This is a genomic window from Jeongeupia sp. USM3 (assembly GCF_001808185.1).
In the GTDB taxonomy this organism is placed as follows: Bacteria; Pseudomonadota; Gammaproteobacteria; order Burkholderiales; family Chitinibacteraceae; genus Jeongeupia.
Window position 1 is genome coordinate 582,215 of sequence record NZ_CP017668.1, and the last position, 12,504, is coordinate 594,718.

General features: G+C 64.8%; 9 protein-coding genes. 2 read left to right on the forward strand and 7 right to left on the reverse strand.

All coding sequences use genetic code 11. The features are described 5' to 3' along the window. Positions 1-7 precede the first annotated feature (7 nt). The 3 genes from kdsA to BJP62_RS02605 form a co-directional block, all read right to left on the reverse strand. Positions 8-859 carry a 3-deoxy-8-phosphooctulonate synthase gene (kdsA, locus tag BJP62_RS02595; RefSeq protein ID WP_070526178.1) on the reverse strand — a complete coding sequence of 284 codons (852 nt, stop codon included), beginning with the start codon at positions 857-859 and terminating at the stop codon, positions 8-10. Positions 860-936: 77 nt separating this feature from the next. Then, positions 937-2,589: a CTP synthase gene (locus BJP62_RS02600; protein ID WP_070526179.1), complete on the reverse strand. Its 1,653-nt coding sequence runs from the start codon at positions 2,587-2,589 to the stop codon at positions 937-939. 106 nt (positions 2,590-2,695) lie between these two features. After that, complete coding sequence (locus BJP62_RS02605) at positions 2,696-3,577, reverse strand: SDR family NAD(P)-dependent oxidoreductase (protein WP_070526181.1); 882 nt, start codon at positions 3,575-3,577, stop codon at positions 2,696-2,698. A 150-nt stretch (positions 3,578-3,727) separates the two neighbouring features. On the opposite strand from BJP62_RS02605, the gene phbB reads away from it, so the two are divergent. Continuing rightward, entirely contained in the window at positions 3,728-4,462 is a 735-nt protein-coding gene (gene phbB, locus BJP62_RS02610; RefSeq protein WP_070526183.1) for an acetoacetyl-CoA reductase, read from the forward strand. A gap of 59 nt (positions 4,463-4,521) precedes the next feature. Here phbB and BJP62_RS02615 read toward each other — a convergent pair whose 3' ends face one another. The 4 genes from BJP62_RS02615 to BJP62_RS02630 all read right to left on the reverse strand — a co-directional run bounded on the left by BJP62_RS02615 (position 4,522) and on the right by BJP62_RS02630 (position 11,033). After that, a complete protein-coding gene (locus BJP62_RS02615) occupies positions 4,522-5,907 on the reverse strand; it encodes an efflux transporter outer membrane subunit (RefSeq protein ID WP_070526184.1) in 1,386 nt (461 codons plus the stop codon). A gap of 10 nt (positions 5,908-5,917) precedes the next feature. Next, positions 5,918-9,055 carry an efflux RND transporter permease subunit gene (locus BJP62_RS02620; protein WP_070526186.1) on the reverse strand — a complete coding sequence of 1,046 codons (3,138 nt, stop codon included), beginning with the start codon at positions 9,053-9,055 and terminating at the stop codon, positions 5,918-5,920. 12 nt (positions 9,056-9,067) lie between these two features. Beyond that, on the reverse strand, positions 9,068-10,342 hold the full coding sequence (locus BJP62_RS02625) for an efflux RND transporter periplasmic adaptor subunit (protein WP_070526188.1): 1,275 nt from the start codon (positions 10,340-10,342) through the stop codon (positions 9,068-9,070). 91 nt (positions 10,343-10,433) lie between these two features. Beyond that, the gene (locus tag BJP62_RS02630) at positions 10,434-11,033 is read right to left on the reverse strand and encodes a TetR/AcrR family transcriptional regulator (protein WP_145927075.1); all 600 of its coding nucleotides are present in this window, start codon (positions 11,031-11,033) and stop codon (positions 10,434-10,436) included. Positions 11,034-11,336: 303 nt separating this feature from the next. On the opposite strand from BJP62_RS02630, the gene BJP62_RS02635 reads away from it, so the two are divergent. Next, entirely contained in the window at positions 11,337-12,500 is a 1,164-nt protein-coding gene (locus BJP62_RS02635; protein WP_070526191.1) for an efflux RND transporter periplasmic adaptor subunit, read from the forward strand. Positions 12,501-12,504: the final 4 nt, after the last annotated feature.

The following is a 12,504-nucleotide window of genomic DNA, read 5'->3' on the forward strand; positions in this document are numbered from 1 at the left end:
CACCGGGTTACAGCGTTTGTTCAGACAAGGAGTTTGCCTTAACCGTGGTGTCGATCGCCTTGAGCACCGTCAGCAACTCCTTCATCCGCGGCAGCGGCCACGCATTCGGGCCGTCGGACATCGCGCACGCCGGGTCCGGGTGCGTTTCGGCGAACAGGCCGGCGACGCCGACCGCCATCGCCGCGCGCGCCAGCACCGGCACGAACTCGCGCTGACCGCCGGACTTGTCGCCCTGGCCGCCCGGCAGCTGGACCGAATGGGTCGCGTCGAACACCACCGGCGCACCGGTCTCGCGCATGATCGCCAGCGAGCGCATGTCGGACACCAGATTGTTGTAGCCGAAGCTGGCACCACGCTCGCAAGCCATGAACACGTCGTCGGGCAGGCCGGCGTCGCGCGCGGCCTCGCGGGCCTTGTCGATGACGTTCTTCATGTCGCCCGGTGCGAGGAACTGGCCCTTCTTGATGTTCACCGGCCGGCCCGATTGCGCACAGGCCCGGATGAAATCGGTCTGGCGGCACAGGAAGGCCGGGGTCTGCAGTACGTCGACAACGGCTGAAACCGGCTTGATCTGGTCGATCTCATGGATATCGGTCAGCACCGGCACGCCGATCTGTTCCTTGACCTTGGCCAGAATCTTCAGCCCCTCGTCCATGCCGAAGCCGCGGAACGACTTGCCGCTCGAACGGTTGGCCTTGTCGAAACTCGACTTGAAAATGAACGGGATGCCGAGTTCGGCGGTGATTTCCTTGAGTTGACCGGCAACGTCGATCGAGAACTGCTCGCCCTCGATCACGCACGGCCCGGCAATCAGGAAAAACGGCTTGTCGAGACCGGCTTCGAATCCGCACAGCTTCATGGTGCTTGTCTCCCGGCGAGGTGTCGCAACACCCGGCCAATACGCATGACGGGCCACCTGCTGGTGGCCCGGGTTGATCAGCAGCTCAGGCCTTCACGCCCTTGCGACTTGGCGTAATCGACCGCCGCCTCGATATAGGACTTGAACAGCGGATGGCCATCGCGCGGCGTCGAGGTGAATTCCGGATGGAACTGGCACGCGAAGAACCAGCGGTGCTCCGGCAACTCGATGGTCTCGACCAGTTGCTCAGCACCGGTCGATTTGCCGCTGATCGTCAGCCCGGCCGCCTCGAGGCGCGGCAGGTAGTGGTTGTTGACTTCGTAGCGGTGGCGGTGGCGCTCGGTGATCACGTCAGCACCGTAGATGTTCGCCGCGTGGCTGCCCGGAACGAGCCTGCACTCCTGCGCGCCAAGGCGCATCGTGCCGCCCATGTTCGAGTTCTCGTCGCGGGTCTCGATCTTGCCGTCGTGGTTGACCCACTCGTCGATCAGCGCCACGACCGGGAACCCGGTCTCGAGGTCGAACTCGGTCGAGTTCGCGCCCTTCATGCCGGCAACGTCACGCGCGTATTCGATCAGCGCGATCTGCATGCCAAGGCAGATGCCGAGGTAAGGAATATTGTTTTCGCGGGCGTACTTGACCGCAACGATCTTGCCCTCGACGCCGCGCTTGCCGAAACCGCCCGGCACGAGGATCGCGTCGACCGACGCCAGGCAACCCGGACCTTCGGTCTCGAGCGACTCCGAATCGACGAAGTGGATCTTCACTTCGCTCTCGGTGTGGATGCCGGCGTGCTTCAGCGCCTCGATCAGCGACTTGTACGATTCGGTCAGGTCGACGTACTTGCCGACCATGGCGATATTGACGGTCTGCTTCGGATTCTGGATTGCCCCGACGATGCGGTCCCACATCGAAAGGTCGGCCTTCGGCAGGGTCAGCTGCAACTGCTTGCAGATGATGTCGTCGATGCCCTGATCCGACAGCACGCGCGGGATCTGGTAGATCGAATCCATGTCCGGGCACGACACCACGGCCTTTTCCGACACATTGGTGAACAGCGCGATCTTCTTGCGCTCGTCGTCCGGCACGACGCGATCGGCGCGGCAGATCAGCACGTCCGGCTGGATGCCGATTTCGCGCAACTCCTTGACGCTGTGCTGGGTCGGCTTGGTCTTGATCTCGCCGGCGGCAGCAATGTACGGCACGTAGGAGAGATGAACGAAACAGACGTTTTCGCGACCGAGCACGACCCCCATCTGGCGGATCGCTTCGAGGAAGGGCAGCGACTCGATGTCGCCGACGGTGCCGCCGATCTCGATCACGGCCAGATCGACCCCTTCGGTGCCTTCGCCGATGAACAGCCGGATCTCGTCGGTGATGTGCGGAATCACCTGGACGGTCTTGCCCAGGTAGTCGCCACGACGTTCCTTCTTGATCACCGATTCGTAGATCTGCCCGGTGGTGAAGTTGTTGCTCTTCTTCATCTTCGAGTGGATGAAGCGCTCGTAGTGGCCGAGGTCGAGGTCGGTCTCGGCGCCGTCTTCGGTCACGAACACTTCGCCGTGCTGCATCGGGCTCATCGTACCCGGGTCGACGTTGATGTACGGATCGAGCTTCATCATGGTGACCTTGAGGCCACGCGACTCGAGGATGGCCGCAAGCGACGCGGCGGCGATGCCCTTCCCGAGAGAAGAAACAACGCCGCCGGTTACGAAGATGTACTTGGTCATGGCGAATGCAACAGATTGGAATCCCGTATTTTAGCCGAACACCCGCCCCCCCTCAATTCTGGACAAGGACGGCGGAATGTGACTCGGTCATGCCGACGCGACGGATTTACTTGCGTCCGTACACATGACCGGGCTCGTCGCCACTGGCGCGCAAAAGTACCAAGTCGAGCAGGCGGGTCGGCAGCAGCCGCTTGAGCCACCAGAATACGTGCGTCGGCACCGTCACGCGGTAACGCGCCGCCGGGCGGTCCGCGTCAAGCGCGGCGATCACGACCTGCAGCACCGCCTCCGGCGGCAGCGTGAACGGCGCAGCGGGCCCCGCTCTGGCAAGCCGCGCCCGCATCGCCCGGTAGGCCGGCGCATGCACGCTCGCCGCCTCGTCGATCCAGCGGTCGAACTGCAGCTGCGCATTGGCGCGAAAGCGGCTCGCAATCGGCCCGGGCTCGATCAGCGACACGTGGATGCCGGAACCTGCCAGTTCCAGCCGCAGCGTATCCGCCAGACCTTCGAGCGCGAACTTGCTGGCGTTGTACGCCCCGCGGTACGGCATCGCCGCAAACCCCAGCACCGAGCTGTTGAACAGTATCCGCCCACGGCCCTGCCTGCGCATCGCCGGCAACACCGCATTGGTCAGCGCCAGACTGCCGAACACATTGGTTTCGAACTGATGCCGCATCGCATCGCGCGACACGTCCTCGACGGCCCCCGGAACACCGAAACCGGCGTTGTTGAACAACGCGTCGAGGCGACCGCCGGTGTGGGTCAATACCTGATCGACACAGCTGCGAATCGACGTATCGTCGGCGATATCCAGTTGCAGGGCAACAAAGCCCTCGTCGGCCAGCCGTGCAACATCGTTGTGCTGGCGCGCCGTTGCGAACACCAGCCAGCCACGGGCCTGCAGCCCTTTCGCGACGATGTGGCCTATACCTGAAGAGCAACCGCTGATCAGAACGGAAGGGGGTGAGTGCACCGGCATTTCTTTCATCAGTATTTAACTTCCTAGTGAAGTAGTGTTGCTGCCACACACAGGCGGACCCGCTTATTTATTTACATCCAAAGAATGTAAGTAGTAAGATTTTCACTGCCTAGCCCCAGGCAGGAACGACAACATACAAAACGAGAAGGACAGCACATCATGGCAAAAATCGCATTGATTACCGGCGGCATGGGTGGCATTGGTACGGCCATCTGCAAACGGCTCGCAGACGACGGCTACGCCGTTGTGACGACCTACTCGCGTCCGGGCAAGGAGCAAGCCTGGCTCGCCGACATGAAGGAGCTGGGTTACAACTTCCACGCATTTCAATGCGACGTCACCGATTATGATGCGTGCGTCGCACTGGCCGCAAAAGTCACCGCCGAAGTCGGCCAGGTCGACGTCCTGATCAACAACGCCGGCATCACCCGTGACGCCACGTTCAAGAAGCTCGACAAGGTCAGCTGGGACGACGTGCTCAAGACCAACCTCGATTCGGTCTTCAACGTCTGCAAGCAGTTCGTCGACGGCATGGCCGAGCGCGGCTGGGGCCGCGTGATCAACATCTCGTCGATCAACGGCCAGAAGGGCCAGTTCGGCCAGACCAACTACTCGGCGGCCAAGGCCGGCATGCACGGCTTCACGATGGCGCTGGCGCAGGAAGTGGCACGCAAGGGCGTGACGGTCAACACGATCTCGCCGGGCTACATCGCCACCGACATGGTGATGGCAGTGCCCGAGGACGTGCGCAACAAAATCATCTCGCACATTCCGGTCAACCGCCTCGGCAAGCCCGAAGAAATCGCCGCGCTGATCGGCTATCTCTCGTCGGACGTCTCGGGTTTCATGACCGGCGCCAACCTCGCCATCAACGGCGGCCAGCACATGGGCTGAGCCCCGACCTCCGGAACGACAACGCCAAGGTGAAACCTTGGCGTTGTCGTTTGTGCGGTCTAATCGCCACCCAGCGCCTTGTACGCCTGCGCCGCCACAGTCAGCCTCGCCCGCCTCGCCTCGATCAGCGTCTGCTGCGAAGCGTAGTAGTCGCGCTGCGCGATCAGGAACTCCAGATAGTTGGTCAGACCGTCCCGGTAGCGCTGCTCGGCCAGATCCATCCGCGCGGTCTGGCTGCGGATCAGCCGCTGCTGCGCCTCAAGCTGGGCATCGAGCCATTGCTGGTCCGACAGCACATCGGCCACTTCCTTGAATGCAACCTGGATGGCTTTCTCGTAGCCGGCAACCGCACCGACCTTGCGCGCTTCGGCCAGCGCCAGCCCCGAGCGCGTCCGGCCACCGTCAAAAATCGGCATCGATACCGTCGGCAGGAAGCTCCACGCACCACTGCCACTGCCAAACAGATCGCCAAGCTCGGCACTGGCCGTGCCGGCCGAACCGAGCAGCGTCACCTTCGGGAAGAACGCCGCGCGCGCTGCGCCGATATTGGCATTGGCCGCAACCAGTTGCTGCTCGGCCTGCTCGACGTCCGGGCGCCCCAGCAGGATATCCGACGGCAGGCCGGCGGGAATCGCCAGCGGCAAGGGCCGTTTTTCGAGCAGTGTTGCGTCGCCGGAAATGATTTCGTCGTCGCCGACGACGCGGCCGACCAGCACGCTCAGCGCATGCCTGGCATTGTCCTTCTGCCTGGCCAGCTGCGCCGAAACCGCCTGCGACGTTTCGAGCGCGCTCTGCGCCTCGAGCAACTCGAGCCTGCCGGCGACGCCGACATCGAGCCTGCGCTGGACCAGCCGCAAGGTCTCGGCCCGCGCCACCTCGGTTTTGCGCGAGAACGCCAGTTGCTCCGACAGCGCCTGCGCGCCGTAATAGCCGCTGACGACGTCGGCGATCAGCCCGGCGCGGAAGCTCTTCTGCGCCGCCTCGCTGGCGAAGTAACTGGCCTGCGCCGCCTCGTTCAGGCGCCGCACCCGCCCCCAGAAATCGAGCTCGTACGACAGCAGGCCAAGGTTGGCATCGTAGCGGCGCGAAATCGTCGCCGCGCTGCCGCCATTGACCGTCGCCGGCACCCTGCTCGCCGCCCCGGCGCCCACCGCACTGAACGACGGCAGCGCATCGGCCTTCTGGATGCCATACAGCGCGCGCGCCTCCTCGACCCGGGCAACGGCGACGCGCAGGTCGCGGTTGTTGGCCAGTGCATCCTCGATCAGCGGCCTCAGCGCCGGATCGGTGAAATAGCGTTCCCAAGCCAGCGCCGGCACGGCTGCCGGCCGGTCGGCCGCGCCGATCTGCTTCGGCATCTCGAGCGCCGGGCGCTGGTAGTCGGGACCGACGGCGCAGCCGCCGAGCAGGGCCAGCAGCGCGAGCGGAATAACGGTTGTTTTCATCGCGTGCTCCTTAGCGGCAATCATCGGTGGCGGCGTCGGTCGACGCCTTGTGCGCCCTGTCCGGCAACAGCTTGCGCGTCACGACGAAGAACACCGGCACCAGAAAGACCGCGAGCACGGTAGCGGCGATCATCCCGCCCATCACCCCGGTACCGATCGCATGACGGCTTGCCGCGCCGGCGCCGGTGCTGATCACCAGCGGCAACACGCCGGCGATGAAGGCGATCGACGTCATCAGGATCGGCCGGAACCGCAGCCGGCACGCTTCGAGCGTCGCCTCGGTCAAGCCCATGCCGTGGCGCTGCAGGTCCTTGGCGAATTCGATGATCAGGATCGCGTTCTTCGACGACAGGCCGATGATCGCGATCAGCCCGACCTTGAAGTAGACGTCGTTCGGCAGCCCGCGCAACGTCATCGCCACCACCGCACCGAAGATCCCCAGCGGCACGACCAGCAGCACCGCAAACGGAATCGACCAGCTTTCGTACAGCGCGGCAAGGCACAGAAAGACGACCAGCACCGACAACCCGAACAGGAACGGTGCCTGCGAGCCCGACAGGCGCTCCTCGTACGAGGTGCCGGACCACTCGAAGCCGATGCCCTGCGGCAGCTTGGCCGCCATCTCCTCCATTGCGCCCATTGCGTCGCCCGAACTCTTGCCCGGCGCCGGGCCGCCGCTGATCTTGTACGACGGCAGGCCGTTATAGCGGTCGAGCTTCGGCGCGCCGACGACCCAGCTGGCGGTGGCGATTTCCGCCAGCGGCACCAGATTTCCCTGGCGGTTGCGCAGTTGCAGCGCGAGGATGCCGTCCGGCGACGAGCGCGATTGCGCATCGGCCTGGATCAGCACGCGCAGGATGCGACCGTCGCGGACGAAGTCGTTGGCATAGGCCGAGCCGAGCGCGATCGACAGCGTATCGTTCAGGTCGCCCAGCGGAATGCCCAGCTGGCTGGCACGGACACGGTCGACCTCGAGATAGAGCTGCGGCCCGGGCTCCTGGCCTTCCGGCCGCACGCCGGCCAGCGCCGGGTTCTGCCCGGCCATGCCGAGCAGCATGTTGCGCGCTTCGAGCAGCTTTTCGCGGCCGACGCCGGCCCGGTCCTGCAGCCGGAAGTCGAAGCCGCCGACCGACGCCAGCTCGGGAATCGGCGGCACGTTCAGGGCAAACACGAAGGCTTGCTTGATCCGGAACAGCATCATGTTGGCGTTCTGCACCAGCGTCGACACGCCCTCTTCCTTCCTGGGACGGTTTTTCCAGTCCTTCAGCGTCACGAAGGCGAGCGCGGCGTTCTGGCCACGACCGAAGAAGCTGAAACCGACGACGCCGATGACCTTTTCGACCTCGGGCTGCTTCATGTAGTACTGCTCGACTTCGTTCATCACCAGCAGCGTGCGCTCGCGCGTCGCGCCGGCCGGCAGTTGCACCAGGCTGACGAAATAGCCCTGGTCCTCGTCGGGCAGGAACGACGTCGGCAAGCGGCTCATCAGCCAGCCGGTGGCGGCAAGGATCAGCGCGAAAAACAGCAGCGCCAGCCCCGAGCGGCGCAGGATGCGCCCAACCCAGCCGACGTAGCCGACGGTGGTGTTGTGGAACTTGCGGTTGAACCAGCCGAAGAAGCCGGTCTGCGTGTGCAGCTCGCCCTTGTGGATCGGCTTGAGCATCGTCGCGCACAGCGCCGGCGTCAGCGTCAGCGCCAGCAGTGCCGAGAAGCCCATCGTCAGCACCAGCGTCACCGAGAACTGCCGGTAGATCGCGCCGACCGAACCGGTGAAGAACGCCATCGGCACGAACACCGCCGACAGCACCAGCGTGATCGCGACGATCGCGCCGACGATCTGGCCCATCGCCTTCTGCGTCGCCTCGCGTGGCGCCAGCCCTTCCTCGGCCATGATCCGCTCGACGTTCTCGACCACGACGATCGCATCGTCGACGAGGATGCCGATTGCCAGCACCATCGCGAACAAGGTCAGCACGTTGATCGAATAGCCGAGCAGGTAGAGGCCGACCAGCGAGCCGGTCAGCGCGATCGGCACGACGATGGTCGGAATCAGCGTCGCGCGCAGGTTGCCAAGGAAGAGGTACATCACCAGGAACACCAGCACGACGGCCTCGGCCAGCGTCTTCAGCACTTCCTTGATCGAGATGTCGACAAACTTGGACGTGTCGTACGGGATGTCCCAGGCCACGCCCTGCGGGAAGTAGCGCTGCAGTTCGTTCATCTTCGCGCGCACAAGGCCCGCGGTTTCGACCGCATTGCCGTCCGGCGACAGCTTCACGCCGATCGCGGCGGTCTGCTTGCCGTTCAGGCGTGCGACGACCGAGTAGTCCTGCGCGCCGAGTTCGACCCGCGCGACGTCCTTGAGCCGCACCTGTGCGCCACCGCCGCCGTCACGCAACACGATGCTGCCGAACTGCTCGGGCGTGACGAAACGTCCCTGGGTAACGACGGTCGCGTTGATTTCCTGCCCCGGCGCCGCCGGCAGCTGGCCGAGCTCGCCGGTTGCGACCTGGACGTTCTGCGCCCGCACCGCCGCCAGCGCCTCGGCTGGCGTCATCTTGTAACCGGCGAGCTTCTGCGGGTCGAGCCAGACGCGCATCGCGTACTCGGTGCCGAACAGCGTCGCCTCGCCGACGCCCTTGACGCGGCGGAGGCTGTCGAGCACCGCCGAGCTGGCATAGCTGCCGAGCGCGACGTTGTCGAGCGTGCCGTCGGGCGAATACAACGTCATGAACAGCAGGTAGTTGCGGCGGGACTTGGCGACCTGCACGCCCTGCTGGCGCACCTCGGCCGGCAGCCGCGCCTCGACCCGCTTGATGCGGTTCTGCGCCTCGACCGAGGCGATGTCGATATCGGTGCCCGACGCGAACGTGAGCGTGATCGTCGCCGAACCGTTGCTGTCGCTCGCCGAGTCGAAGTACAGCAGGTTCTCGAGCCCGTTCATTTCCTGCTCGATCAGCGCCGTCACCGTCTCTTCGACAAGCCTGGCATTGGCACCGGGATACGTGGCCGAGATCGTCAGGCCTGGCGGTGCAACCTCCGGGTACTGCGACACCGGCAGCCCGCGCAGCGCCAGCAGACCGGCGAGAATGATAATCAGTGCAATCACCCAGGCGAACACCGGGCGGTCGATGAAGAAGCGTGACATGGTCGCGCCCCCTTACCGCTTGGCCGGGACGGCGCTTGCCGCCGCTGCCGGCTGGCTGGCGACTTGGCCTGCGCCCTGACCTGTGGCTTGGCTGGCGCTCTGACTTGTGACTTGGCTGGCGCTCTGACTTGTGACTTGGCTGGCGCTCTGGCTTGAGACTTGGCTGGCGCCATAGGGCACCGGCTTGACCGGCGCACCCGGACGAATTTTCTGGATGCCTTCGACGATCACCGTCTCGCCACCCTCGAGGCCCTCGCCGATCAGCCAGTCCTTGCCCGAGAAGCCGGCGGTCTTGACCGGCTGCTGCGCCACCTTGCCATCCTTGTCGACGACATAGACGAACTGGCCCTGCGGCGAGCTCTGCACCGCGCGCTGCGGCACGCGCACCGCGCCGCTCAGCGTTCCCTGGGCGGAGCGGGCGGTCACATAGACGCCCGGCATCAGCAAACGGTCCGGATTCGGGAACTGGGCGCGCACGACAATCGTGCCGGTCGCCGGATCGACGGTCTGCTCCGAGAACAGCAGCTTGCCGGCATGCGGGTAGGCACTGCCGTCGGGCAGGATGAGCTCGACCGGCAGGCCATCGGCCGCGTTCAGCTTGCCGGACTTGAGTTGCTGGCGCAGTCGCAGCAGGTCGTTGGCCGACTGGTTGAAGTCGACGTAGATCGGGTCGAGCTGTTCGATCGTCGCCAGATGCGTCGCCTCGCCCTTGCCGACCAGCGCCCCTTCGGACACCAGCGCCCGGCCGATCCGGCCCGAGATCGGCGCCGACACCGAAGCATGCTCGAGGTCGATCCGGGCGCGGTCGACCGCGGCGGACGCGGCCAGCACCTGGGCCTGCGCCTGCTTCAGCGTCGATTGCGCCTGGTCGTACTCCTGCCGCGACACACCCTGGTCGCCGACAAGCTGGCCATAGCGCTTGACCGTCGCCGCGGCGATCTCGGCGCTGGCCTGCGCGCGCGCCAGTTCGGCGCTGGCCGCGGCCAGATTGGCACGCAGCGTGCGCGGATCGATCTGGAACAGTTGCTGACCGGCACGGACCTCGCTGCCTTCGGCATAGCGCCGCTGCTGCAGGATGCCTTCGACCTGGGCGCGAACCTCGGCGGTGCGGTACGCCGTCACCCGACCCGGAAACTCGCGCGTGACCGCGCTGTCGCCCCGTGCCGCGGTCACGACGGCAACCTCGGCCGGAGGCGGCCCGCCGGCCCTGGCGGCATCATCCTGCTTGCTGCAGGCGGTAAAACCAAGCGCCAGCACGGCGCACAGCACGGCAAGTCGTTGCTGCATGGCGTATCCCTTCGGTTGTATCTCGATTATTTGATTTTTCTACTATTGCTTCGTGGCAACGGCTTCAAGTCGCAGCGGCAGCGCAACGACGTCAGGACCTCACGTAGGCGCGCAGGAACACCTCGACTCTCCGTTGCAGCAACACCCGCTGCGCAGCGGTATCCGGCAACGGCATACAGAACAGCAGGCGAGCACGGTCGTGGCTGACCACCACATCGAGGAAGATGTCTGCGGCCAGTTGCGGGTCGTCCTCCCGCATTTCGCCGTCCCGCATCGCCTGCGACAGCATACCGGCCAGTTGCTGACCCGTTGCCTGCACGCCATTGACATAAACCTGCGCCGCAAGTTCAGGGAAGCGAGGCGCTTCGTGCGTCAGCAGCCGGTGCAGATTGATCGCCTCCAGTGTCAGCAGATTGGCCTGCATACCCTCGGCAAAGTGCAGCAAGCGCTCCGCGAGGGAGCCGTCGGCATTCAGCAATCGCGCCCGGTGCGCCGCGCAGCCTTCTTGCAACACCGCGGCGAAGAGCGCCGGCTTGGATGCGAAATGGTTGTAGATCGTCTGACGTGCGACGCCGGCCTGGCGTGCGACGCGATCGACGCTGGCGCGGTAGCCGCATTCGCGAAAGACCTCCAGCGCCGCAGCGACAATGCGCTGCCGGCAGCCCTGACCATGAATTTCCTGCTCCGACATCGGCACCGCCACAACCACTGGATTGGACTGTCCAGTCTAAATGTCGGAATCGGCGACGTAAATATCTACATGGATTAAGCGCGCACAGCTTCGCCGTCTTGTTTACGATGCAAGGCCGCAATATGTTGCAGCACACAACCATAAATTGCCGCCATCTCAGGCGGGCGACAAGTTGTCATAAAATCAGTTCAATTTTGGGTAAACTGCACATCACCGCCCGCTAATCCAGAGCGGGCCGCGCCTTGCACGCCAATAAAGACTCGACGCCGAGTCTCTGTAAAAAAACGCACCTGGAGAACTCCCGTGCCCCGCTGCCGCAAATTCACCGCGATCCCCACCCTGCTCGCCGCCGCCCTCGCCATCAGCCTGGCCGCATGCAAACAGCAAGAGGCGCCGAAGCCCCCTCCGCCCCAGGTTGGCGTGATCACGATCAAGACGCAGACCGTTCCCTACACCTATGAGGCGGTGGGCCAGACGGCCGGCTACCGCGAGATCGACGTGCGCGCGCGCGTCGACGGCATTCTGCTCAAGCGGGTCTACACCGAAGGCAAGCCGGTCAAGGAAGGCCAGACGCTGTTCCAGATCGACCCGGCGCCGTTCAAGGCAGCGCTCGACCGGGCACTGGGCGCCCAGGCGCAGTCCAAGGCATCGCTCGAGAAGGCCACGGCGGACCGCAACCGGATCACGCCGCTGTTCAAGGAAAACGCCGTCTCGAAAAAGGATTTCGACGACGCCAATGCCGGCTACGACGCCGCCGTCGCCAACCTCGCTGCCGCCACGGCCAGCACCGAGGAAGCCCGTATCAACCTCGGCTATACCAATGTCGTTGCGCCGATTTCCGGCATGGCCAGCAAGATCAATTTCTCCGAAGGCAGCCTGGTTTCGCCGACCACCAATGGCGGCCTACTGACGACGATTGTCCAGCTCGACCCGCTCTACGCGAACTTCTCGTTCTCCGAGGCCGAAAAGCTGGCACTGGAAAAAGCCGCCCAGCGCGGCAGCGTCACGCTGCCCGAAGACCGCAGCTATCAGGTCTCGCTCAAGCTGGCGGACGGCTCGGTCTTCAAGCACAGCGGGCGCATCGACTTCTCCGACAGCAAGGTCGATCCGGCCACCGGCACGATCAAGGCGCGTGCGGTGATCCCGAACCCCGAAGGTGACTTGCTGCCGGGCCAGTTCGTCCGCGTCGTGGTTAACGGTGCACAGCTCAACAACGCGATGCTGATTCCGCAACGCGCCGTCATCCAGTTCCAGGCCGACAAGGCCGTGCTGGTGCTCAACGACAAGAACGTCGTCGCGCCGCGCGTGGTCCAGCTGGGTCAGGAACGCGGCAACGACTTCGTCGTGACGTCGGGTCTCAAGAATGGCGACCGCGTGATCGTCGACGGCGTGCTCAAGGCGCGTCCGGGTCTGCCGGTGCATCCGGTTCCGGCAGGCGCCAGCGCCCCGGCCGTGGCCGCCAAATAAGGAG